Consider the following 23,815-nt stretch of genomic DNA (forward strand, 5'->3'; position numbering starts at 1 on the left):
GTTATATAGAGGCAATCTGAAACGTTAACGTTTGTTTCTTTTTGTAGAGCCAGCCGACATGTCAGCGACTGTCGGACGACTGAACAACCTCGCTTCACTTCGTTATAGAAGCGGAAGACTCCTTTCGAGATTAAGGTTAAAACTGAAAGGCGAACTGTTTAAACGGCCAGTAGCGAAAGTCCACCTTGCCGACAATTTGGTTGATTTTGACAAATCCAAAATGGCGGCTGTCCCAGCTGCTAAGCCGGTTGTCGCCAAGAACGAAAATGCAGCCGGGAGGCACCCGTGTTTTCCCGGTCACCTCCTCAAGCGTAAAATCCCCGGTCAGCCTGCCGTCAAGCAGCTTTTGTTTATACGGGCGCAAATACGGTTCGTCAACTTTTTTTCCGTTGACATACAAGATGTCATTTTTGTACGCGATCCGATCGCCAGGCAGGCCGATAACCCGCTTGACGTAATCTTCCTTTTTGTTGGCGTGAAAAACGATAATGTCGAACCGGCGAATAGGCCCGATGTCGTAGGAAAGCTTATTGACGATCAACAAATTGCCGCTCTCTAGCGTCGGCATCATCGATTTTCCTTCCACCACGTAATTGCTGAACACGAACAACCGAAGCGTGGCGACAACGCAAACGGCAACAAACCATGGCCATCGGCGGCCTCGTTTTTCTTTTTGCTTCGTCACTCCCCGCCCTCCTCGCCGCCTTGTTCTTCCGTCAACGAAAATCGCGCTTCCACCCGTTTTCCGGCGTACCAAAGCAACAGAACGACTGCGGCGATCATCGCCGTGCGCAGCGGCTGACGGATGAGCGCCTTCAAGTCATAGCCGATAAAACTGATGGTAAACACCATGATCATCTTTCCTAGCAGCACCGCCAATACAAACTGCTGGCGGCTGATGCGCGACAGTCCGGCAACAATATTGACAAGCGCCGATGGGGTGAACGGAAAGCAATACAACAAAAACAGCGGACCAAATCCGTGTCGCTCAATCCAATGCATAAACTGCCGCACTTTCGGGTGGCGGCGGACAAAGTGAAAAAAACGCTTCTGCCCCACTTTCCGCGTCAGCCAAAACACGATGAGCGAGCCAAGTGAAGCGCCTAGCCAAGAGATCAGAAACCCTTTCCATAGTCCAAACGCCGCTGCGTTCGCCATCACGAAGACGAACATGGGCAAAATGGGAAAAAACGACTCAAGCAACGTCGCTGCGATGCCGGGAAGCACGCCGAAAGAGCGGTATTGTTCGAGCAGGGAAAGGATGCTGTCGAGCGTGAACCATTGTTTGATTGTTTCCATATCCATGTCTATTCCCCATTCAAATGCCGTTTATATCTTTATTTTACACGTCCAGGCGCCTAATTTGAACTCATCTTTAGGAAAAACCATTTTTATCAATTTGTTCAGCTAACTCTGTTTTTCTTGCTGCATGCGAAATATGTATTGGAGTTTGCGCTCCCTCGCTTCCATCCGCTCGGATAATTTCGTTCGAAGTTGAGCCGTTCGGTATAACTGGTTGATGAACGATTTGCAGGAAACATCGAGGGATATGCTTTTTCCGTTGCGGAAATAAACGATGGTCCGCTCATATTTGGCAGGCTCATACCGATAGACGTGCATGTGCGAGAGCCAAACGCAGCGGGAGTCACGCGGAGAGGCGGTTGGAAATACGTAAATTTCATTGGACGGTTCAATGGCGATCGGCGCTTTATGAGTGATGCCAATGACGGCTTTCGTTCCTTCTTTCCTTCCTTGAAAGCTGCTTCCGTAGTAATCGCAACTATGTTTAATAATGTCAATCGGCGTTTGTTTGATGATATATTCGCCGTCCTCTTCAATGACTTTCGCATACACATCGCTGTTTAAAAAGTATGGGAGAACCGCCATCGTATAACGGCTTACGATGAATTGTTCCAATACAATGAATTCATTGACTTTCATCCGTTCGTCTCCTCCCTTAATCAACTCGCTCACTACTCCTATCATACCATCAGTAGTTATTTTTTTCTATATTTTGCAAAAAATCTAATAAAAAAACCCATGACAATCGTCATGGGTGTTCTAGGAGTTTTCGAACGTTTGGCCGATTTCTTTGGACGCTAAATATTCATTCGCCTGTTCCAACGCGGTATGCTCGCCGACCGAGTCGCCAGCATACGTCTCTTCATTCATCGACCATTGCTCAACATGAAGATCCGTACTGACGCGAAACTCGGCAGGCATCAGCTCCGGCAGATCGCCTTGATTCTTTTCCATTACATCGCCTCCTTGTACTCCATAGGATGCGTCATTTTTTTCCTTATTATGCGATGGAAGCAAGGAGGCTCTTCGTCTCAAACAAAAAACGCCCGGCCAAGCCGGGCGTCTCTTTGCTGGTGATCGGCATTAGATGGCTGTAAACTGTTCTTCTTCGGTCGATCCTTTCAAAGCGACTGTTGACGATTGGCCGCCGGAGATCACTTGGGCGACTTCGTCGAAATAGCCCGTGCCGACTTCGCGCTGATGGCGCGTCGCCGTGTATCCGTACTTCTCGGCGGCAAATTCCGCTTGCTGCAGCTCGGCGTACGCCGCCATGCCGCGTTCTTTGTAGCCGCGCGCCAGTTCGAACATGCTGTAATTGAGCGCATGGAAGCCAGCCAAAGTGACAAATTGGAACTTGTATCCCATTTTGCCGAGCTCTTGCTGGAATTTGGCGATCGTTTCATCGTCCAATTTTTTCTTCCAGTTGAACGACGGCGAGCAGTTGTACGCCAGCAGCTTGCCGGGGAATTTCTCATGGATCGCTTCGGCAAACCGGCGCGCCTCATCCAAATTCGGCTCGCTCGTCTCACACCAAATGAGGTCGGCATACGGCGCATAGGCAAGCCCGCGGGCGATCGCTTGATCCAAACCGGCTCTTGTGCGATAGAAGCCTTCCGGTGTCCGTTCTCCAGTGATAAACGCTTGATCGCGCGGGTCGATGTCGCTTGTGATCAAGTCAGCAGCGTTCGCGTCGGTGCGTGCGATGAGCACCGTCGGAACCCCCATGACATCGGCGGCCAACCGCGCCGCAATCAAGTTGCGAATCGCCGTTTGCGTCGGCAAAAGCACTTTGCCGCCTAAATGGCCGCATTTTTTCTCCGATGACAGCTGGTCTTCAAAATGGACGCCAGCCGCTCCGGCTTCAATCATTGCCTTCATGAGCTCAAAGACGTTCAGTTGGCCTCCGAACCCCGCCTCAGCGTCAGCGACGATCGGCACAAAGTAGTCCACGTCCCCGCTGCCTTCTAAGTATTGAATTTGATCCGCGCGCTGCAACGCTTGATTGATTCGCTTGACGACATGCGGAACGCTGTTGGACGGATACAGGCTTTGGTCCGGATACATCTGTCCGGCGAGGTTGGCGTCGGCCGCCACTTGCCAGCCGCTTAAATAAATCGCCTTCAAGCCTGCTTTCACTTGCTGCACCGCCTGATTTCCGGTCAGCGCGCCAAGGGCCGCGACGTAATCCTCTGTATGAAGCAGCTTCCATAATTTTTCCGCCCCGCGTCGAGCGAGCGTATACTCGATGTCAAGCGAGCCGCGCAGTTTAATGACATCCTCAGCGCTGTACGGACGAACGATCCCTTTCCAGCGCTCCTCATTTTTCCAACTTTCTTCTAATTGCCGGACACGTTCAGCAAATGACGCCATTTTTCCTTCCCCCATCTCTCTTTGTTATATTACATTGTTTTTATTTACGTTTTTATTATATAACAGAAAAACGAAAGTGCAAGCCTTTTTTTGAAACTTTTTTTAATTAGGAAAATAGTCGCATATTGTTCATAAACATCGCGATTTTTTCGCTAATTTTTTTGATATGATCATATTGAGGAGTGATGAATGGTGAAAAAATGGTATACGTTAGCTGCCTCTCTTGTCATCATCGGCATCAGCGTCGGCATCCTGTACTTTGCTGTCTACCAGCCATCAACGATGCGGCTTCCAAATGACGTGACGATGGAAACAGCATGGGGAAAATCATACGAGTTTGGCGACCTTCCGCCGAAAGTGAGGCTTGTCGAGTTTATTTATACAAACTGTCCGGATGTTTGTCCGAATACGACAGCGCAAATGGCAAAACTGCGCGATCGCCTAAAACAAGCCGGGGTATTTGGAAGCAAGGTGGAATTCATCACGATCACGATCGACCCGGCGCGCGATACGAATGAAAAGCTGCAGACATATGCCAATGCGTTTGGAGTCATGAGCGACGGACAAGGTTGGGTGTTTTTGCGCGGCAGTGAAGCGGACACGAAAAAAGTAGCGGACGCCTTCCACTTTCAATACCGCGACCCGGGCAACGGCATGATCGTACACACGACGCTCGCCTACTTGCTTGGCCGCAACGGTCGTGTCGTCAAACAAATCGGCATGGGGACATCTCGATTTCATGTCGATGAGGTATACGAGGCGATTATGGAGGAATTGTCATAACCATGCAGCAAGTTTGCATACCTGTCGCAAAAGGAAAAGAGGAAGCGATGTCCGCTTCCCTTTTTAAACAAATAACGAATACAGGCTGAGCGCTGCAACCGCCGCAAGCACGACGATCATGACGTTGGCCCCAAGCCAAGCTGTGATGACGGCCGCCGCAAAACCGATGACACCGAACCAAAAATCATCTTGGATGAAAAAAACGTCAGGAATAATGAGCGCCCCGAGCACCGCATACGGCACATTTTTCAGCACTCCTTGCCAAAACGACGGCAGCTCGACGCCGCCGAGCAACACAAACGGCAACAGGCGCGGCAAATACGTCACGACCCCCATGCCGATGATCATCCATACGATTGTGCTATTCACCGCCGTTTCCCCCTTCCTTCGTCAGCCATTGAACGATGATGGCCGACAACAATGTAGCCAAAACGATCGACCAGCCTTTCGACAAGTGAAGAGCAAACGTGCCGATCGAGTTGAATAAAGCCGACAGCCCCGCCAGCCAGACGATTTTCCGCTGCTTTTTCAACGCTGGAACGAGCAGGCCGATAAACATGGCATACAAGGCAATGGACATACTTTCTTGCAAACTTTCCGGCAAACCGGCCCCAGCGGCATAACCAATGCCCGAGTTGACGACCCAACTGCCATACGCCATGGCAATGAGCCCAAACATATACGAGGCGTTGATCGTTCCTTCTTTCATCGCCGCCACCGAAAACGTTTCATCTGTAATGCCAAAGGCGTACAACGCTTTTTTCCAAAGCGCGTCCGGCTCAGCCTTTTCATTAAGGGACGCCGACATTAAAAAATGGCGAATGTTTAATATGAATGTCGTCAACACGATTTCAAACACCCCAGTGCCAGCGGTAAGCAGACTTAACGCGATATATTGCGAGGCGCCGGCGAAGACGACGATGCTCATGAGCACAGTCTCGGCGAACGTCAGTCCGGTTGTTTTGGCGAGCAGCCCAAACGCCAGCGCGATCGGCATATAGCCGATGGCGATCGCTACTCCTGCTTGCACCCCTTGGCGAAACGGCGCCATCTTGCCGGCTGCCCATGTCGTTTCCATCCATTCATCCCCTCCATTTGACTAGATTGATAACTTTATTGTCTAAAAATTCCTTTCGTTTCGCAACCCGAACGTCCATTCATTGTTTCCGCTCACGCCAAACACGAGACAAACGCAGAGAGAGGCCAATCTATGATATAATCAAACTGATTCATGATTGATGGCAACAGAAAAGGAGTGCACGTCCATGTCAGTGAAACCGTATGTATTAACCGACCGCGGCATTTTCCGTTATGAACAAGTCACGTACCCGATGGAAGAGCGCGGCTTGCAATTCGGTGATGGCGTCTACGAAGTCGTCCGCTTATATAACGGGATATACGTTTGGCTTCGCGAGCATCTTGACCGGCTGTACCGTTCAGCGGCCGCCATTCGCCTATCCGTTCCGTTTGGCTGCGAAGAGCTCATCGAACAGCTTGAGGAGCTTCGCCGCCTCAACGATGTGCAGGAAGATGCGATTTTGTATTTGCAAATGACGCGCGGCAGCTTCCCGCGCAACCATGCGTTTCCGGCGGAAAACCGGCCGAACTTGTACGCCTACATCCAGCCGATGGCGCGGAAAACCGAGGAAATGACACATGGGGTGCGCACGATTTTGACGAAAGATGTCCGCTGGGAATACTGTTACATTAAAAGCTTGAACTTATTGCCCAACGTATTGGCTAAACAAGAAGCGGTTGAGCGCGGAGCGTTTGAAGCGATTTTGCATCGCGACGGCGTCGTAACCGAAGGCAGCTCGTCAAACATTTTCCTTGTCAAAAATGAAACGGTGTACACCCATCCGGCCACCGCACGGATTTTAAACGGCATCGTCCGCACGAAAGTGAAGCAGTTTTGCGCTGAGCTTGGCATTCCATTTGTCGAAGAAGCGTTTTCCACCAACGACCTTGCGGAGGCGGACGAACTGTTTTTAACGAGCACGACGTCAGCGATTATCCCGATTATTCAAGTCGACGAAACGGTGATCCGAAGCGGCGCGCCAGGGGCGGTGACGAAGGCGCTGCAAGCCGCCTACCGACAAGCGACGCAGCGAGAAACCCAAAATATCTGACCGGCCGGCCGAACAGAAGAGGTGTCCCCTAGCCAAAGAAGGACACCTCATTTCGTTTATGAGCTGAGCACGGCGCGGTCGCTCGCAAACTGGCTGCCGCGGATGCGTTGGAATGCCTCAAGCAGCCGCTCGACCGTCAGCTCCTCTTTCTCCTTTCCTTCTGCGGCAAAAATGATTTGCCCGCCATCCATCATGATCAACCGGTTGCCAAGGCGAATCGCCTGCTCCATGTTGTGCGTCACCATGAGCGTCGTCAGGCGGTGCTGCTCAACAATTTGCTTCGTCAACTCCGTGACCAACTCCGCCCGCGCCGGATCAAGGGCGGCGGTATGTTCATCGAGCAACAGCACATCCGGTTTTGTAAACGTCGCCATCAACAAGGAAAGCGCCTGCCGCTCCCCGCCGGAAAGAAGTCCGACTTTGGCGGCGAGCCGGTCTTCAAGCCCTAAATGAAGCGTTCGCAACGTTTCCCGAAACCACTCGCGCTTTTGCTTCGTGACGCCAAGACTTAACGTGCGCCGCTTCGTCCGGTTGTAGGCGAGCGCCAAATTTTCCTCAATCGTCATATGCGGGGCGGTGCCGGCCATCGGGTCTTGAAAGACGCGGCCGATGTAGCGGGCGCGCGCATGCTCCTTGAGCGCGGTTACATCGCAGCCGTTGATCCACACTTCGCCGGTATCAGGAGACAGCCGTCCGGAAATGATGTTCATGAGCGTAGACTTGCCGGCGCCGTTGCTGCCGATGACGGTGACGAAATCGCCGGGGGCAAGCGTCAGATCAATGCCGCGCAAAGCGATTTTCTCGTCAGCCGTTCCTTCGTTAAACACTTTTGTAATTCGTTTCAGCTCCAGCAACGGTTTCCCCCCTCTCCAACTGCCGCACCCTCCGCTTTTTCCGCTGCCGTTCTTTTTGCGCCGCCAACGTGTTGGGCACGACGAGCGCCAGCATGACAATGAGCGCGGTAATCAATTTCACATCGCCCGTCTCCAAAAACTCGACGCGCAAAGCGAGCGCCAAAATAAGACGGTAGACGATGGCGCCGCCGATGACCGCCCACGTCGCGCGTGCGACCGAACGGGCGCCAAACAACGCCTCCCCGATGATGACGGAAGCGAGCCCAATGACGATCATCCCGATTCCCATCCCGACGTCGCTGAATCCGCCATACTGGGCGACGAGCGCTCCGGAAAGCGCCACGAGCGCGTTCGACAGCCCAAGGCCAAACACGATCAACCAATCGGTGTTGGCGGAAAAGCTCGCCACCATCGGCTTGTTGTCTCCAGTTGCCCGCAAGGCGATCCCCACTTCTGTTTTCAGCAGCCAATCCAACAGCCCTTTGACCATTAGCGCGACAATCGCCATTGACACAAGCACCGCCCATGTCCGCGGCGCAAAACCGGTGAAGGAAACGAGTCGGTTGAGCGCCGCATCCAATCCGGCTTGCCGCCAGGCGGCTGTGATTTTTGTGATGACCGTTTCCTGCTGCAACAGCGGAACGTTCGATTTGCCCATAATGCGCAAATTGACCGAATACAAAGCGATCATCATTAAAATGCCGGATAACAGTGGATTGATTTTCCCTTTCGTATGCAAAAGCCCAGTCAACACCCCGGCGGCAAAGCCGGCCAAAAGCGCCGCGGCTGAGGCGGCAAACGGATTGGCTCCATTGACAATCAGCACGGCGGCGACGGACGCGCCGGTGACGAAGCTGCCGTCAACCGTCAGATCGGGAAAATCCAAAATGCGAAACGATAAATAGACGCCGAGCGCCATCACGGCGTAAATCAAGCCGGCTTCGACGGAACTGAACATCGCTGTCCACACAACTTTTCACCTACCTTTTCGGAAACACACCAAAGGCGCATGTGACACGTTGAGTGCCAAAACGCACTTTTCCCTACTTTTTTGGCCCCCCTCCTTCATCGAAGGAGGGACGGCCGCTTATTCAATATATTCCGCAATGGAATCCCATTCCGGATTGAGCTTGATGCCCATTTCTTGCGCTGCTTTTTTGTTGATGACAAGCTTCAATTTTTGTGGATATTGCACCGGCAAATCGGCTGGCTTTTTGCCGTCTTGCAAAATTTGCGCCGCCATTTCCCCCGCTTCGTAGCCGATGTCATAATAGTCGAACCCGTACGCCGCAAAACCGCCGCGCTTGACGGAATCCAGTTCACCAACAAAAAGCGGAATGTCGTGTTCATTCGCCACCTGGATCACCGACTCGAGCGCCGAGACGACCGTGTTGTCGGTGATGATGTACAGACAATCGACTTTGCCGACGAGCGACTCGGTCGCCTGCTTCACCTCTGCTGATGTCGATACTGATGCAGGAACGATTTGCAAGTCCGTTCCTTGCATCGCCTTTTTCACCTGTTCGATTTGAGCGACTGAGTTTTGTTCGCCGGCGTTATATACCATGCCGACACGGTTGCCTTTGATATATTTGTCAATAAACTGCACCGTTTTCGGAATGGCCTCCGGGTGCGTATCGGTCGTTCCCGTCACATTGCCGCCCGGTTTTTCCATTGATTGGACAAGCTGTGCGCCGACTGGGTCAGTCACCGAAGTGAACACGATTGGAATGTCTTTTGTCGCATTGAGCGCCGCCTGCGCGCTTGGCGTTGAGTTGGCAAAAATCAAGTCGACGCCGTCCGAAACAAAATTATTGGCGATCGTTTGGTTGTTGCTTTGGTCGCCTTGGGCGATTTGCACGTCATACTCAACGGACAGCCCTTTGTCTTTTAACGCCTGCTGGAATCCCTTGCGCGCCGCATCGAGCGATGGATGCTCGACAATTTGCGTCACGCCGATTTTGTACGTCTTTTCTTTCCCGCTCTTCCCGCCGCTTCCCTGGCTGCTTCCCGTCTCTTTCGCGCCGCCGCAGCCGCCAAGCAACAAAAAGCCGGCTGCACACACCGCGGCGAACCGCCGAATCGATTGGCCCATGATCCCATCCCCCTATGTAGAGAAGTTTAGTCCTTTTAAACTTTTATGTGTTAAATTATATAAATTTATCTACTTGTTTTCAATATACTATTCAAAAAAAAGAAAAGGTGCTGAAAATTCAGCACCATCAAGCATGGGAAGACGCGAGCCGCTCTTTTAGCGCTCTTCGCAAAATTTTTCCTGTCGCATTTTTCGGCAGCTCGTCCAAAAAGTCAATCGCGCTCGGCACTTTATATTTTGCCAACCGCTCACGGCAGTAAGCAATGAGCTCTGCTTCCGTCAACTCCGGATTTTTCGCGACGACATACGCCCGCACCGCCTCTCCGTAATCCGGGTCCGGCACGCCGATCACCGCGGCTTCAACGACATCCGGATGGCTGTACAGCACTTCTTCGACTTCGCGTGGATACACGTTGTAGCCGCCGACGATAATCATCTCTTTCTTTCGGTCGACGATGTAGAAATAGCCGTCCTCGTCCATGCGCGCCAAATCACCGGTGTGCAGCCAGCCGTCGCGCAAGGCGGCCGAGGTCTCTTCAGGCATTTTGTAGTACCCTTTCATGACGTTCGGCCCGCGAACGACAAGCTCGCCAACTTCGCCGACGGGCACTTCTTCTCCGTATTCGTTGACGACCTTATTTTCAACGTTTTTAATGTTCGTTCCAATCGAACCAGGCTTGCGCGGCCGATCGAGCGGATTAAAGCAGGTGACAGGGGACGCCTCCGAAAGCCCATATCCTTCCGAAATGATGACGTTGAACTTTTTCTCAAAGTTTTCAAGCAAAGCGACCGGCATTGAAGCGCCTCCTGAGATGCAAAGGCGGAGCGTCCGCAAATCGTCCGCGCTTCCACCTTCGTACTGATAAAGGAAATTGTACATCGTCGGCACGCCGGCAAAAATCGTCGCTTTTTCCTCTCGGGCCAGCTGAAACAACTTTGCTGGGCTGAACTTTGGCATGATGAGCACCGTTCCGCCGTTCATCAGCGGGGCATTGAGCGCCACGGTCAAGCAAAAGACATGAAACATCGGCAACGCGGCGATGACGCGATCGTTTTCATTGATGCCTAAATAATCAGCCGTATCTTGCGCATTGCTGTATATGTTTTTATGAGTGAGCATCGCCCCTTTCGGCTTGCCGGTCGTCCCCGATGTGTACAAAATGACGGCGACATCGTCATCACCCAGTTCAGGTCCGGTAAAGTCCGGGCTGCCGTCCGCCAACACTTCTGCAAACGATTTCATCCCTTCCGACAGCGAAACACCTTTCTCCTTCCCTTCCGGCGTTTCACAAACGATCGCATGCTCGAGCAGCGGAAGCCGCTTCTTCGCCTCCACAAACAACGGAGCGAGCAAGTCGAGGCCGATCACCGCCTTGACGTCGCCGTTGTGCAAAATATAAGAAATTTCCTCGGGCGTGTAAATGGGATTGATCGGAATGACGGTCGCCCCAAGCCGCAACGCCCCGTACAAGCCGATGACAAACTGCGGCGAGTTGCCAAGCAACAAGGCGATATGGTCGCCTCGGCGAACGCCAAGCCGCGCCAACCCGTCGGCAAATCGGGAAATGGCTTCGTCCAATTGTTGATACGTGCACCGCTCTTTCATGAACACATACGCTTCCTTGTCCGGCAACTGCTTAGCGATTTGCGCCAACCGCGTCGTTACGTTCATATACGCTCCTCCCCCAAAATGAATGAATGACCATTCATTTTATAAGTAAAAAAATTCGAACTATATTTATTATAAAAAAAAGAACAGCAAAGGGCAAGGGAAAGCGTTTCCTTTGCTGTTCTCTCTTATTTTGGCCTATTGCGCCCATATTAGGCCGGTGTGGGCGAGGCGGATGACACCGCGGAACGTCCGGCCAGCCTCCTCAACCAGCTGCTCGTGCCGGCCAACGTGTGGCAAATGCGTCAACCATAATTCTCCGACACGTGCTCCCTCCGCGATGGCCGCCGCCTCCTCGCTCGTCATATGCCCAGCCGGCGCCGCGTTTTGCCCAGCGTAAAAGTTGCACTCGCAAATGAGCAAGTCGGCTCCTTTGGCAAACGGAAGAAACTCCGGTATATAGCTTGAATCGGCCGTATAAACAACCGTCTTGCCGCCGGCAGTAATGCGCATCGCGTAGCATGGCACCGGATGGACTGTTTTCATAAATGTGATCGAAAACGGCCCGACAGCCAGCGTCCCATTCGGGTCATAGGCAATTCCTTCCGTAATGCCGCTGTGCGTCAAGCGGGAAAACGCCGCCTCGTCTTCCACATGGCCGTAAATCGGCAAGACGGGAAGGTCAGCTCCCAAATTTTTATGAATGAGACGCGCGTATTGGAGCGGGCCGATGTCGGCGATATGGTCGTAATGATAATGGGAGATGATGACCGCATCTAAGTTTTCCACAGCCGTATAGTTTTGCAGCTTGGCAAGCGCCCCGCTGCCGCAATCAACGAGCAGGCAAAATCCATCATGCTCGAACAAATACGCCGATGTCGCTTCATTGGCGGCAGGGAATCCTCCCCAATAGCCGATGACCGTCACTTTCATTTTCGGTTCTCTCCTTCCATTCGTTTTGTCTTCATCATACACAACCGCGCCTATTTTTTCATCTTTGTTGATTTTTGTTTTAAAACACCTATTGACATTTTGTTGTGTGTTATAATACAATAAAATTACCAAGACAACGGAGGGGATCGGAATGTTGATGAAAGTGTTGGAATTTTTCAGAAACTTACCGCCAAAAAAATGTCTGCACTGCGGCAAAGAGATTGACGAGCAGCATGAATGCTACGGCAACACGTGCTCTGATTGCCTTGGCGCCGCTTACCGCCAATAGGTGAGCGGACGCTGCCCTTGCGTCACGTTCGCCGGCTGCCCCGCCGGCGTTTGGCTGTTCCCCAATGCAGCCTGCCTTTTCTCTTGACTGCCTCCAGCTAAGAGGCATTTTTTTTTTGCCAATCTCAGGGGCGCCATCACACACAACGTTCTAATGGCGGCCCATCCGCAAAAAGCAATCCCTCGTCCTAGAAAATGGTTTTAATTCCATCTGTTGTTTGATTCCGATATTGGCCAATGCAAAAAGGCGTCCCAATCTTTTTAGGACGCCTTCGAGACGGCATGGTTCAATCATCACGTTTGAGCCGCTGTTTCCGTCCATACCGCATAACGGCGGCGATACCGAAGGAGAAAATACACGAGCGTCGCCAAGGCAAAGACCGCGGCTGTCGCAAGCAATATCGCAGCTTCCTTCCACATGACCAAGAAATCGCCGCTTGAAATGACTGCTCGCAACCCACGGATCGCATGGGTCATCGGCAGCCACGGATGAAGCGACTGCAACGCACCCGGAACGAGCTCAATCGGATACGTGCCGGCGCTTCCAACTAGCTGGGCAATCAATAGCAAAATGGCAAGAAACCGGCCTGGGTTGTCAAACACGGTGACAAGGAATTGAACAATCATCATAAACGTTATGCTGATGATCCAAGTGAACAAATGCCAAGCAAATTCGGGCGGAGCACGATGGCCCGCATCTCTTTTCGCAGCATATGACGCTCCCTCCTTTGTACAGATGACCAAATTGTCCGTATGGTCAATTTCCAACAAAAAAAGAGGATCATCTATCTCGACAATCCTTGCAAAAAATAGAGCGTAAACAATTCAGCAATTTGTTCTTTTGTCAACGGTTCATGATCTTTTTCCCAATCGACGATCAAGGCGATGTACGTCTTGAGCATCAAAAATGCCGTAATTTCCGAATTGCACGGACGAATCTCCCCTTTTTCCACCGCCGCATCAATTTTTTGCCGAATGAACTCGACCATTGCCCGGTCCAGTTTGGCAAGCACTTCTTGCACCGCCGCCGTACCGATATTGCGCACTTCTTGAAGCAGCTTCGCCGTCAGCTGATGGCGCTGGCGAAATTCCAAAATGCGGTACAAGGCGCGGTGGACGTTTTCGGAAAACGGCAGTGACGAGTCCATCGCCAGCTCCGCTTCCGCCTTGATTTCCATAATCAATCCGGAGACGATTTCATCAAGCAGTTCCTCTTTGCTTTTAAAAAACGTATAGATCGTCCCCTTGCCGACGTTGGCGAGCTTGGCGATCTGCTCCATCGTCGTCGCCTTGTAGCCAAAGGCAGCAAACGATTGGGCCGCCGCTTCGATGATTTGCCGTTTGCGGTCGCTTGCCATACTCCTCATCCTTCAAATTGACTAAATGAACAATTTGGTCAACCCGTATCCATTATACTATCAAACAACATGGATGTAAAGGGCCGTCGCATTGGGGACGGAATTTCTTCCTGCTCCCTCATCCTTTCCAAGCAAATGGGTAGAAGCGCCGTTGAAGCTTCTCCCACGTTCTTTTCACATCCCTTTTGCAGCGGAAACCACTTCCACGAGCCAAAAGAGACAAACAGCCATCCGCTTCTTTTCGCTTCAACCGGCTGGCGGCCGCACCGACGTCCAAATGTGAGCGGCGAACGGACCAGGGCGTTGGAAAACCGTCGATTAACGGACGCTGCTGTACAGATCGGACGTCTGTTGAACTGGCGCTTGCTGCAAATACAGAAGCACGTCACGCACCGCTTTTTCGCCTTGGTCAATGCAATCCGGCAATCCGAGCCCTTCGTATGAGCTGCCGGCCAAAAACACCCCCGGCAGCGCATCGCCCATCTGCCGTTTAATGTGCGCCAGCCGCTCGCGGTGCCCGACCGTGTATTGCGGCATGGCCCGCTTCCAGCGCGAGATGACGGCGAACTCCGGTTGGCCGGCAATATTCATCACTTTATTTAAATCATCCAATACAACGCGGACGATCTCATCATCAGGTTGGTCGACGATCTCCTCATCGCCCGGGCGCCCGACGTAGCAGCGCAAGAGCGCCTTGCCAGGCGGCGCGGTGTGCGGCCATTTTTTATGCGTCCATGTGCACGCTGTCATCGTGTAATCGCTGCGGCGCGAAACGACAAACCCGGTGCCGTCAATGTCTTGGCGGATCGCCTCCTCCGGAAATGCGAGCGCCACCGTCGCCACCGACGTCAGCGGCACTGAACGGAACGGGGCGAAAAACGGATAGTCAGCGAACATGTCGGGCACAACATGATGCGGCGTTGTCACGATGATGCCGTCTGCCCCCCACACCTCTCCTGTGCTCAGTTGCAGCCGATACGCCGAATCGGTGCGAACGATCCGCTCGACACGCACCCCTTTGATAACGCTGCCCGGCTCAAGCCGTTTTTCCACTTCATCAACGAGCGACTGCAAGCCCGTTTTTAACGTCTGGAACGCCCCTTTCCGCTCTTTTTGCTCTTTCGGCGTCGTTCGTCTCGCTCCACGGACAAGGCTTCCGTATTTTTGCTCAAGCTGAAAAAACTGTGGAAACGTCGCCATTAGGCTCATCTCATCAATGTCGCCGGCGTAAATGCCGGAAAGCAGCGGTTCAATGAGATTGTCCACCACCTCATCGCCGAGGCGGCGGCGGAAGAAGCGGCCAAGCGGCATATCACCATCGACTTTCACCGGCGGCAGCACAAAGTCAAGCGCCGCCCGCAGCTTGCCGGCCGGGGAAAACAGTCCGGTCGTTAAAAACGGGGCGATGCGCGTCGGAATGCCCATCACCGCTCCGCCCGGAATTGGATAGAGTTTGCCGTTGACCAAAATGTACGATGTTCCGGTCGCGTTATGAACGATCTCATGTTCAAGGCCGACTTCCTTCACAAGGCGAAACGCGCTCGTTTTCCGCGCCAAAAACGAGTCTGGACCGCGTTCAATGACAAAACCGTCGCGGACGACCGTCTGCACTTTTCCGCCGAGCCGGTGCGTCGCCTCGACAAGTTTGCATGCAAGTGGGAGGCGTTGCTCTCGAATCGCTTTTTGCAAGTAGTAAGCAGCCGTCAAGCCGGTAATGCCGCCGCCAATGATGACGACCGTCCGTTGCCCTTCATTCATGTCGATCGCCTTCTTCCGCCCACCGCTTTAACACAACCGACGCCAATGCATCAATAAACAATGGATTCGTGTTGGGCATCTCCGGTCGGTAATAGCGGGCGCCGATCTCTTCCGTCACCTGTTTGCACTCAATGTCGTTGTCATACAACACTTCCAAATGGTCGGCGACAAAACCGACCGGCGCGTAAACGAACGACGTATAGCCGCGCTCTTCGTAAAGCTGGCGCGTCAAGTCTTGCACGTCCGGCCCAAGCCATGGTTCCGGCGTCTGACCGGCGCTTTGCCAGCCGACGGCATAGTGGGCGACGCCGGCTTGATCAGCAATTCGTTTCGCTGTATCTTCGAGCTGCGTTGGATACGGGTCACCGGCTTGAATAATTTTTTCCGGCAAACTATGTGCGGATACGATCAGCACAGCTCGCTCCCGCTCACGTTCCGGCATGGCGGCAAAAATCGCCCGCACTTGTTCTGCCCAATATTGCAAAAACTTCGGCTCGTCATACCATTGATCAATCGTGTAAATGGTCGGTCCGCCGAGCTTTTTTGCTGCCGCTTTCGCCCGCTCATTGTACGAGCGAATGCTGAATGTGGAATAATGAGGGGCTAGGACGATCCCAACCGCTTCTTTGATGCCGTCATCATGCATGCGCTCGACGGCATCCTCAATGAACGGCTCAATATGTTTGAGCCCTAAATACATGCGAAACTCGACTTCATCTTGCACTTCGTTCAGCCGCTCCTCGAGCCGTTTCGCCTGCTCTTCCGTAATTTTCGCAAGCGGCGACAACCCGCCGATCGCCCGGTAGCGCGCTTTTAAATCCTCGATTTGTTCTTGCGGCGGCTTGCGCCCATGGCGAATGTGCGTATAATACCGTTCAATATCATCTTCCCGGTACGGCGTTCCGTACGCCATCACGAGCAGCCCCGCTGTTTTTTTCACCATTGTGCCACCCCCTCGTTTAGTTCGTTGACGTATATTCGTGGATAAAAGCGGTCAGACGCTTCAGTGTCGCCGGCTGAACATCCGGAAAAATGCCGTGGCCTAAGTTGAAGATGTAGCCCGGCCGTTCCATCCCTTCGTCCAAAATGCGCTTCACCCGTTCTTCGATCACGTCCCACGGCGCAAGAAGCACCGCCGGATCCAAGTTGCCTTGAATCGCTTTCGCAATGCCTTGGCGGCGCGCTTCGCGAATCGAAAGCCGCCAGTCAAGGCCGATGACATCAAGCGGCAAATCGTTCCACTCATGCACTAAGTGGCTGGCGCCGACGCCAAACATAATGAGCGGAGCCCCTTCTTCCCGCAAAGCGGCAAAAATGCGCGCCATCGCCGGCTTGATAAACGTCCGGTAATCGTCAGCACTAACGGCGCCAACCCAAGAATCAAAAATTTGCACAGCGCTTGCCCCTGCCCGAATTTGCGCCCGCACATAACGGATCGTCATCTCAGCGAGCTTTTCCATTAAGGCGAACCACGCTTTCGGTTCAGCATACATGAACGCTTTCGTCTTATGATAATTTTTTGACGGACCGCCTTCAATCATGTAGCTCGCCAACGTAAACGGCGCCCCGGCAAACCCGATGAGCGGCACATCCAACTGTTCGTTGACAAGGAGCCGAATCGTTTCAAACACATACGGCACATCATGTTCTGGATCAATCTCCCCAAGCCGCTCGACGTCTTGAAGCGAGCGAATCGGATTTGCGATCACCGGCCCGATGCCGCCCTGAATCTCGACGTTCACGCCAATGGCCGGCAGCGGTGTCATAATGTCTTTATATAAAATGGCGGCATCGACGCCATATTGCTCAACGGGAAGTCTGGTGACGTACGCGCAAAGCTCCGGTTGATGCGTAATTTCAAACAGCGAATATTTTTCTTTCAGCGCCCGATACTCCGGCTGCGACCGTCCGGCTTGCCGCATATACCAAACCGGCACGTACGATGTTTGTTCGCCGCGGCAGGCGCGCAAAAATGTATCATTGATCTGTCTAGCCATCTCCATCCGCCTTTCTTTCCTCACAATCCCGTCAATGGTTTCGCCTTTTCTTGCCTTCAAACATTGCCTATCTCCTTTTCACTATACAGCTTTCCGTACCCAATGTATAGAGAAGAAGGCGAACTGTCAAAAAATCGACCGATTTTTAAGTCCATGCCCATTATAGCAAAAAAGCTGCCCCGGCCGCACGGGACAGCTTTCTGTTCAGATGAGAAACATGGCGACAACGGTCGTAACCACCAAGCCGACAGCAACAGGAATGAGGTTGCGGCGCGCCAGCTCAAACGGGTCAACTCCGCAGATCGCTGCGGCTGGAATGAGCGCCCACGGAACGAGCGTGCCGCCGCCGACCCAAATGGCGGCGATTTGGCCGAGCGCCGTCAACGTTGCCGTTCCGCCGCCGATCGCTACAGAAAACAAATGAGCGATCGAACCGGCGAGCGAGATGCCGGAAAACCCGGAGCCGTCAAGACCAGTAATCGCCCCGACGATCGTGAGCGTAACCGCCCCCACCTCATTGTTCAGCGGCACCGCATGAGCCAAGGCAACCCCTAAATCGTTGACGATGCCTTGCGATGCCTGTGGCAAATAGTCGCCGATGATTTTCACAAACCCCGCATCGCCAAGATAGAAAAACGCGGCGATCGGAATAACAGGGCCGAACACTTTAAACCCGAACTGAAACCCTTCAATAAAGTAATTTGTCACTTCCGCAAAACTTTCTTGCCGATGGGCGAGAACGGAGATGAGAATCAAAATGAAAATCGCTGTCCCACCAACCAAGGCGGTCGCTTCCCCGCCTTGCAACCGCAAATAAAACATCGCGATGACATCAAGGGCGAACAAAATCGGAATCAACAGCGCAAGCCATTTTTTCGTTTGTCCCGTCAGTAAATGACTTGTTTTCTCCAGCGTCGAATCGACCGTTGCAGCCATTTCCGCCTCCCCGCTTGCCAGTCGCCCTCGCTTCATGTCACGGCGCAGCAAGTAAAACGCCGTGACCGTTGTGACGGCCCCCATTACAAAAACAAGCGGCACACTGGCAGCGATGACATCGCCGACCGGCAGCCCGGCGGCATCGGCCGTTAATTTCGGCGCCCCTTGGATGATAAAATCGCCGGAAAGCGCGATGCCATGCCCGAACAAGTTCATCGCCATCGCCACTCCCAACGCCGGCAAGCCCACTCGGACCGCTGCCGGCAACAGAACTGCCCCCATGAGAGCAACAGCCGGAGACGGCCAGAAAAACCAAGAAATGATCATCATCAAAATTCCGATCGTCCAATACGCCCAAGCCGGCGTACGGATGAAACGGACAAACGGCGAAACCATGACATCATTGATGCCGGTGGCCGACAACACTTTGCTCATCGCCACAATAATAGAGATGACTAAAATCGTCGGCAATAGCTCCGTAATCGCGTAAATAAAGCTGTTAAACACTCCGCTGACCGCCGCGCTCAACGAATGGGTAGCGACCGCCGCCAATAAAAAGATGCCGGCAATGCAAATGAGCGATGTATCTTTGCGGGCGACCATAAACCCAATAATGAGCACGATGAACAGCAAGTAAATCCAGTGCAGCGCTACAAGCTCTACACCCATGAATCATTCCCCTTTCTTCCCAACTTCCAGCCCGACCCGCTGGACATGCGCCCAGGCCGGTGTACTACAGCATATGAAGCGGGAAAAAAGGTGTGAAAGCTTCGGCCATCCATTGAAAATGAAAAACGCCGGCGCCAGCACAAACAGCACTAGCGTCCGGCTTTCTGCCCACGTTGCAGGCGCACGTACCGCCCTGCCATCCAAAGCCCCCATATGTTTCCGCCAAGCCAAGTGGCGAGCCAAAGAAGGCGCGGGGAAACAGCCAACAGTACGAGATGGAATACCGTATTTTGCCCAATCAGCAGAATGGAAAGCAACCGAACCGCCGCAGCATCCGGTTGCGCCTGCGGCAACGGGTACAGCCGCGGCCATAGCGAATAGCGATGATGGGAAGGCAGCGCGGCCAATTGAACAGCGGTCGCGTAAAGAAACAAAAATGCGATGGCCGCCCGCCCGTATTGGTGATCGATCACAGCCAACATGAAGCCTCCAATCGCAGTGAGACGGACATACAGACCAGCATACCCGCCGGCGCGCAAAAACGTGCGGGCATACAAATGAAAAAACACATGCCGCTTGTCGTACGGAATCAAAGCGAGCAGCGAATCAAGCCAGCGCCGCCGCTTTGCCGCCTCCCGCCATTCCGGAACGTCGGTAAACAAGTTGGCCAGCCGGTAAAACGCCGTGGCCGCTCGCTGTTCTTCCACGATGATCCGTTCCCATTTCCATGTTTTCCCTCTCGTCAACCGTGACAAACAGATGGACAGAACGGCCATCAAACCGACCAAAACGACAAAAAATGGCCATGGGGCCGCAACCAGCACCAAATAAACGAACACCGCCGCTAGGATGAAACGCGTAAATGCGCCAAAGCGATGAAAAGACGGATCGGCGATGTAGCTTCCTTGCCAACTGGCCCATAAGCTCCATCCTTTGAAGCAGAAAAGACCGAACAAAAAAAGCGGCCATGACACCGGGGAAAAGCGAGCATGCAGTGGACCCGCCAACAGCAAAAGCAAAGAAAGGCCGTACGCCTGCCATAACCATGAGACGAAAAACGCCCGCTGAATATACGGACCGAGCCGTTCTTCCGCCGGCAATAAAAACACCGTATCCGCCTCGCGGAACAAGGTGCGCACCGATCCAGCGGCCGCCGCCCAGCCGAACACGACCGCCGCAATAGCCGGATACGGAAACGAGTCAGGAAGCGCCGCCGCCCAGCGCTCGTACATCACCGCTATGCCGCCAAGCACAATGATCAAACCGACGAGCAAATGGTCGTTGAACATATAGCGCAAGTAGCGGATCCGTTTTCGCCATTCCAATTGGAAACGCTGCTTCCAAAGACGGCGGGCGTCAATCATGGCGCATCGTCCTTTGTCAATTCGACGTACAGTTCATCAAGCGACGCCCCCCGCAGCCCGAACTGGCGGCGAATGTCATCGAGCGTCCCTTTGGCCTTGACGCGGCCGTTGTGCAAAATAACGAATGAGTCGCAATACCGCTCTGCCGTCGCTAAAATGTGCGTCGACAGCAAAATGCCCGCCCCCTTCGCTTTCTGTTCATTCATTCGCTCAAGCAGGGCGTGAATGGCAAGCGGATCGAGGCCGAGAAACGGCTCATCGATGATATAAAGCGGCGGTTCAAGCAAAAAGGCGCATACAATCATGACTTTTTGCTTCATTCCTTTCGAAAAATGAGCCGGAAACGAGGAAAGCCGCCGCTCCAATCGAAACTCGCGAAGCAGCGGCGGAAGGCGGCGTTCATACTCTGCTTCGCTCAACCCGTACGCCATCGCTGCTAGACGCAAATGTTCCTCAAGCGTCAATTCTTCATACAACACCGGCGTTTCCGGGATATAAGCAAACTGCCTTCGATACGTTTCCGGCCCGTCCGCAAGCCGATAGCCGTTAATGGAAATCGCGCCGCGGCGCGGTTCCATCAAGCCGATAATATGTTTGATCGTCGTGCTTTTGCCGGCTCCATTTAGGCCGATCAAGGCGACCATTTCGCCGCGGTCGACCACAAACGTCACGTCTTCAAGCACGTTTTGCGCCGTGTAGCCTCCGGATAGATCCTTCACTTCTAAAAGCGTCATCGTCCGCTCCCTTTCCGTTCTGGCCTTTGTCCCCATTGTACCAAACTATAGCCTCGCTTACCAAAAAAGATCACACCGTGAGTCAGTCAAGACTTTGTGGAGAACATTTTTTCGGTTCACTACGGGCGTTGTCAATCACTAGTTAGCGAACCATTTTCAGGAATTAATATCGTAAGCGCTTTCGGACTCTCATCCCTCATCTTGAGGCGATGATACGATATTCCATTTTTTTACACCCAACCACCATCCCGGAGCGCCGACAACGCTTGATGGATCGGTGTCCCGGATGACCGCTGCAGACACGGTAGATTCTGACGCACCACATCTGCCCATAACCGTCCGGCCTTCCGTTTGGCCTGTTCGATCCGCTTGGACTTTGTTGAGGCCGAGGCCGCCGTTCGGGTCTCTTCTTCCTCCACCAACTGCCCATTTCTCCGCCAAATCCCGTCGATTCGGGCCGCCATCGCCCTCAGAAACGCCCGAAGCCCTTGGTCTTTCCAGCTGCGGCGGGATTTCACCCGATGCGCAAACCGGCTCATCACGCTCTCGGCGTGGCCCATCGGACGCATGCCGGTCGTCTCCACCCCTTGCTCCGACAGCCACTCCCGATAGTCCCGGATGCATCCCGGCATCGACTCGATCCGGCGGATCATGGCAGCCATCTGCTTCTCTTTCGCTTCGTCCTCCAACGTGCCGACCGCGCTGTTCAGCTCCACGAGAAGCCCCTCTTCGTCTTGTTTCGCCAGCTTCTTCCGCACCTCCCGCCAACGCGGATGGCCGGACAGACACTGACGCAGCTCCCGCGCCACATGAAATCGATCCAGCTGAAAGCACGCCCGCTTCCCAAAATACTCCCGGCAGGCCGTGATCCACGACGCCGCGTCGCCGTTGATGATCAACAGGTCCCGGCACGGATCATAGGCATATTCGTTCATCAGCCACTCTTCGAACCGTTCCCACACGTCTCCCTCCCCTTCATGGAGGTAGTGGCGCCGGTTCACGAGCTCGAGCTGCGAACCGTTTCGTTTCCATCCCTCGTGAACCGCCAGGATTTTCTCTTCTTTCGCCCGTTTCCCTTTCCCCTGGCGGGAAATAAACAGTCCATCCGCCTCCACAAACAGCACCCGGCCGTGCCGTTGGGAAACAGGGCGGTGCAGCGAGACAGGGGCCTCCAGCACCAGTTGGCGAATCGCCTCGTGGCTCATGACCGCATACCCCACGATCGACTCCAACGTACGGGCCGCTTTGCGGTAGGAAGAGCACTCGACGGCCAACTCGACCGCCGTTTCCTCGAGGCAAGGACTGATCGATCGGGCCCCATCAAAGCCTAATTCGGCATCCAGCAAGAAGGTATAGTTCCCCGTTTGCCGGTCATAGTAGTAGTTCCGTCGAAACGTCACTTCTCCAAACAGCGTTTGGATCGTAGTCGGCCGTTTGTCTTTCAGCTGATACCGGCGCTTGTCCCGCGCTTCCGCCAGTTGTTGATCAATCTCCTCCAAAAGGGCCGCCAACAAGACAGCGAACACCTTTTGAAGAGTTCTGACTAATTGTTCCTCCAGCTCTTTTAATAAAGGCCATTCTGTGGTAAGATGTTTCATGGACTCTCTCCCTCCTGTTTTCGGTTGATGTTGACAATCACCATCATAGCAGGGAGAGAGTCCTTTTTGCATGACATTTGCTTTTTTCTACCGCGCTTCGCTTGGTGGCCCCGACGAGCGTCGCGAACAAAAGTTCGCAACCCTCGTCGGGGATCATTTCGGAATGTCACCCACAAATATTTTACTCACACTCACACCGTTCTTTTGCATAAACTCACTCAAGCCGGGCATGATAAATAGCGAAGAGGGGATGAGGAATCAAAAAGTTGATGAACGATCCATCCGAAATGGGGTGTTCGTCAAAGACACCGTTGTGAGCCGCAAAACGTTGTAAACGTTCCTAGGAAGCGACCATCGCATTCGTTGCTGGGAAGCAACGAGCCTGTCCAAAGGGGATGGTCACGTTGAACAAAGGAAGCGCTCACGCCGAACCAATTTTTGCTGCAAATGGGGTGTTCATCAAACGCACATTTGCTTGAATCATCCTCTCCCCTTTTCACCAACCGGGATGTAACCTGCGTTGCGGGATTACATCCCGGTTTTTTTATGGTAAAATGAAGAAAATAGGAAGGAAAGGGTGACCACAGTGAGCGATTGCATTTTTTGCAAAATCATTAACGGCGAATTGCCCGCGGCGAAAGTGTACGAAGACGACCATGTGCTCGCGTTTTTGGACATCAGCCAAGTGACAAAAGGGCATACGCTTGTCATCCCGAAAGTACATACGGAAAACATTTTCACCCTCACGTCGGAGGCGGCCGGCCAACTGTTTCGCGCAGTGCCGACGATTGCCAATGCACTCAGGCGAGCATTTTCCCCGGTCGGGCTCAACTTATTGAACAACAATGGCGAGCAAGCGGGGCAGACGGTGTTCCATTACCATCTTCACCTCATTCCACGCTACGGCAAAGGGGATGGGTTTGGCGCGGTCTGGAAGTCGCATGCAAGCGACTATACGCCCGCTGACCTGCAGGCGATCGCGGCCGCCATTCGCGAGCAGCTCGGCTGATCTCCCGTTGTTGAACAGCAGAAAGGTCA

Annotated in this window: 26 protein-coding genes; 5 read left to right on the forward strand and 21 right to left on the reverse strand. The window is 53.3% G+C overall.

What is annotated here, in order from left to right; genetic code table 11:
- Positions 1 to 136 precede the first annotated feature (136 nt).
- The 5 genes from lepB to aceA all read right to left on the reverse strand — a co-directional run bounded on the left by lepB (position 137) and on the right by aceA (position 3,672).
- Positions 137 to 685, reverse strand: coding sequence for a signal peptidase I (gene lepB, locus CWI35_RS06775; RefSeq protein ID WP_011230183.1), 549 nt, complete (start codon positions 683 to 685; stop codon positions 137 to 139).
- Positions 682 to 1,305: a TVP38/TMEM64 family protein gene (locus CWI35_RS06780; protein ID WP_013146210.1), complete on the reverse strand. Its 624-nt coding sequence runs from the start codon at positions 1,303 to 1,305 to the stop codon at positions 682 to 684. The genes lepB and CWI35_RS06780 overlap by 4 nt, the downstream gene beginning before the upstream one ends.
- A 102-nt stretch (positions 1,306 to 1,407) precedes the next feature.
- The gene (locus CWI35_RS06785; RefSeq protein ID WP_014195018.1) at positions 1,408 to 1,941 is read right to left on the reverse strand and encodes a competence protein ComK; all 534 of its coding nucleotides are present in this window, start codon (positions 1,939 to 1,941) and stop codon (positions 1,408 to 1,410) included.
- Positions 1,942 to 2,061: 120 nt separating this feature from the next.
- Positions 2,062 to 2,256 carry a hypothetical protein gene (locus CWI35_RS06790; protein WP_011230180.1) on the reverse strand — a complete coding sequence of 65 codons (195 nt, stop codon included), beginning with the start codon at positions 2,254 to 2,256 and terminating at the stop codon, positions 2,062 to 2,064.
- Between the two features lie 129 nt (positions 2,257 to 2,385).
- Positions 2,386 to 3,672: an isocitrate lyase gene (aceA, locus tag CWI35_RS06795; protein ID WP_011230179.1), complete on the reverse strand. Its 1,287-nt coding sequence runs from the start codon at positions 3,670 to 3,672 to the stop codon at positions 2,386 to 2,388.
- 192 nt (positions 3,673 to 3,864) lie between these two features.
- Here aceA and CWI35_RS06800 point away from each other — a divergent pair, with 192 nt between their 5' ends.
- Entirely contained in the window at positions 3,865 to 4,455 is a 591-nt protein-coding gene (locus tag CWI35_RS06800; protein ID WP_011230178.1) for an SCO family protein, read from the forward strand.
- 63 nt (positions 4,456 to 4,518) lie between these two features.
- On the opposite strand, the gene CWI35_RS06805 is transcribed toward CWI35_RS06800, so the two are convergent.
- Complete coding sequence (locus tag CWI35_RS06805) at positions 4,519 to 4,824, reverse strand: AzlD domain-containing protein (protein WP_011230177.1); 306 nt, start codon at positions 4,822 to 4,824, stop codon at positions 4,519 to 4,521.
- The gene (locus CWI35_RS06810) at positions 4,817 to 5,533 is read right to left on the reverse strand and encodes an AzlC family ABC transporter permease (RefSeq protein ID WP_014195014.1); all 717 of its coding nucleotides are present in this window, start codon (positions 5,531 to 5,533) and stop codon (positions 4,817 to 4,819) included. Before CWI35_RS06810 ends, CWI35_RS06805 begins: the two co-directional genes overlap by 8 nt.
- Before the next feature lie 187 nt (positions 5,534 to 5,720).
- Between CWI35_RS06810 and dat the strand changes: the two genes are divergently transcribed.
- A complete protein-coding gene (dat, locus tag CWI35_RS06815; protein ID WP_011230175.1) occupies positions 5,721 to 6,584 on the forward strand; it encodes a D-amino-acid transaminase in 864 nt (287 codons plus the stop codon).
- A gap of 56 nt (positions 6,585 to 6,640) precedes the next feature.
- On the opposite strand, the gene CWI35_RS06820 is transcribed toward dat, so the two are convergent.
- The 5 genes from CWI35_RS06820 to CWI35_RS06840 form a co-directional block, all read right to left on the reverse strand.
- Complete coding sequence (locus CWI35_RS06820) at positions 6,641 to 7,438, reverse strand: ABC transporter ATP-binding protein (RefSeq protein WP_011230174.1); 798 nt, start codon at positions 7,436 to 7,438, stop codon at positions 6,641 to 6,643.
- On the reverse strand, positions 7,404 to 8,396 hold the full coding sequence (locus CWI35_RS06825; protein ID WP_011230173.1) for an ABC transporter permease: 993 nt from the start codon (positions 8,394 to 8,396) through the stop codon (positions 7,404 to 7,406). The genes CWI35_RS06820 and CWI35_RS06825 overlap by 35 nt, the downstream gene beginning before the upstream one ends.
- Before the next feature lie 129 nt (positions 8,397 to 8,525).
- Positions 8,526 to 9,533, reverse strand: coding sequence for an ABC transporter substrate-binding protein (locus tag CWI35_RS06830; protein WP_011230172.1), 1,008 nt, complete (start codon positions 9,531 to 9,533; stop codon positions 8,526 to 8,528).
- Positions 9,534 to 9,660: 127 nt separating this feature from the next.
- Entirely contained in the window at positions 9,661 to 11,205 is a 1,545-nt protein-coding gene (locus CWI35_RS06835; protein WP_014195010.1) for a fatty acid--CoA ligase family protein, read from the reverse strand.
- A gap of 135 nt (positions 11,206 to 11,340) precedes the next feature.
- Positions 11,341 to 12,075, reverse strand: a complete 735-nt coding sequence (locus tag CWI35_RS06840; RefSeq protein WP_011230170.1) for an MBL fold metallo-hydrolase — start codon at positions 12,073 to 12,075, stop codon at positions 11,341 to 11,343.
- A 151-nt stretch (positions 12,076 to 12,226) separates the two neighbouring features.
- Between CWI35_RS06840 and yhfH the strand changes: the two genes are divergently transcribed.
- Positions 12,227 to 12,364: a protein YhfH gene (gene yhfH / locus CWI35_RS06845; RefSeq protein ID WP_011230169.1), complete on the forward strand. Its 138-nt coding sequence runs from the start codon at positions 12,227 to 12,229 to the stop codon at positions 12,362 to 12,364.
- Positions 12,365 to 12,657: 293 nt separating this feature from the next.
- On the opposite strand, the gene CWI35_RS06850 is transcribed toward yhfH, so the two are convergent.
- The 9 genes from CWI35_RS06850 to CWI35_RS06890 form a co-directional block, all read right to left on the reverse strand.
- Positions 12,658 to 12,990, reverse strand: coding sequence for a YhgE/Pip family protein (locus CWI35_RS06850; RefSeq protein ID WP_235045609.1), 333 nt, complete (start codon positions 12,988 to 12,990; stop codon positions 12,658 to 12,660).
- 158 nt (positions 12,991 to 13,148) lie between these two features.
- Positions 13,149 to 13,721, reverse strand: coding sequence for a TetR/AcrR family transcriptional regulator (locus tag CWI35_RS06855; RefSeq protein WP_011230167.1), 573 nt, complete (start codon positions 13,719 to 13,721; stop codon positions 13,149 to 13,151).
- A gap of 318 nt (positions 13,722 to 14,039) precedes the next feature.
- The gene (hemY, locus tag CWI35_RS06860) at positions 14,040 to 15,479 is read right to left on the reverse strand and encodes a protoporphyrinogen oxidase (RefSeq protein ID WP_011230166.1); all 1,440 of its coding nucleotides are present in this window, start codon (positions 15,477 to 15,479) and stop codon (positions 14,040 to 14,042) included.
- Complete coding sequence (hemH, locus tag CWI35_RS06865) at positions 15,472 to 16,422, reverse strand: ferrochelatase (RefSeq protein ID WP_011230165.1); 951 nt, start codon at positions 16,420 to 16,422, stop codon at positions 15,472 to 15,474. Before hemH ends, hemY begins: the two co-directional genes overlap by 8 nt.
- Positions 16,423 to 16,438: 16 nt before the next feature.
- Complete coding sequence (hemE, locus tag CWI35_RS06870) at positions 16,439 to 17,476, reverse strand: uroporphyrinogen decarboxylase (RefSeq protein ID WP_119878008.1); 1,038 nt, start codon at positions 17,474 to 17,476, stop codon at positions 16,439 to 16,441.
- A 204-nt stretch (positions 17,477 to 17,680) separates the two neighbouring features.
- The gene (locus tag CWI35_RS06875; RefSeq protein WP_020278960.1) at positions 17,681 to 19,081 is read right to left on the reverse strand and encodes a hypothetical protein; all 1,401 of its coding nucleotides are present in this window, start codon (positions 19,079 to 19,081) and stop codon (positions 17,681 to 17,683) included.
- A 149-nt stretch (positions 19,082 to 19,230) separates the two neighbouring features.
- On the reverse strand, positions 19,231 to 20,445 hold the full coding sequence (locus tag CWI35_RS06880; protein WP_023633883.1) for an ABC transporter permease: 1,215 nt from the start codon (positions 20,443 to 20,445) through the stop codon (positions 19,231 to 19,233).
- A complete protein-coding gene (locus CWI35_RS06885; protein WP_011230161.1) occupies positions 20,442 to 21,179 on the reverse strand; it encodes an ABC transporter ATP-binding protein in 738 nt (245 codons plus the stop codon). The genes CWI35_RS06880 and CWI35_RS06885 overlap by 4 nt, the downstream gene beginning before the upstream one ends.
- Positions 21,180 to 21,409: 230 nt before the next feature.
- Positions 21,410 to 22,777 carry an ISLre2-like element ISGsp3 family transposase gene (locus CWI35_RS06890; protein ID WP_015374689.1) on the reverse strand — a complete coding sequence of 456 codons (1,368 nt, stop codon included), beginning with the start codon at positions 22,775 to 22,777 and terminating at the stop codon, positions 21,410 to 21,412.
- A 70-nt stretch (positions 22,778 to 22,847) separates the two neighbouring features.
- Here CWI35_RS06890 and CWI35_RS06895 point away from each other — a divergent pair, with 70 nt between their 5' ends.
- Complete coding sequence (locus tag CWI35_RS06895; RefSeq protein WP_119877624.1) at positions 22,848 to 23,111, forward strand: hypothetical protein; 264 nt, start codon at positions 22,848 to 22,850, stop codon at positions 23,109 to 23,111.
- Between the two features lie 252 nt (positions 23,112 to 23,363).
- A complete protein-coding gene (locus tag CWI35_RS06900; RefSeq protein WP_014194996.1) occupies positions 23,364 to 23,786 on the forward strand; it encodes an HIT family protein in 423 nt (140 codons plus the stop codon).
- The last annotated feature ends 29 nt before the right edge of the window (positions 23,787 to 23,815 follow it).

It is taken from the genome of [Bacillus] caldolyticus (assembly GCF_003595605.1).
GTDB lineage: Bacteria > Bacillota > Bacilli > Bacillales > Anoxybacillaceae > Geobacillus > Geobacillus thermoleovorans.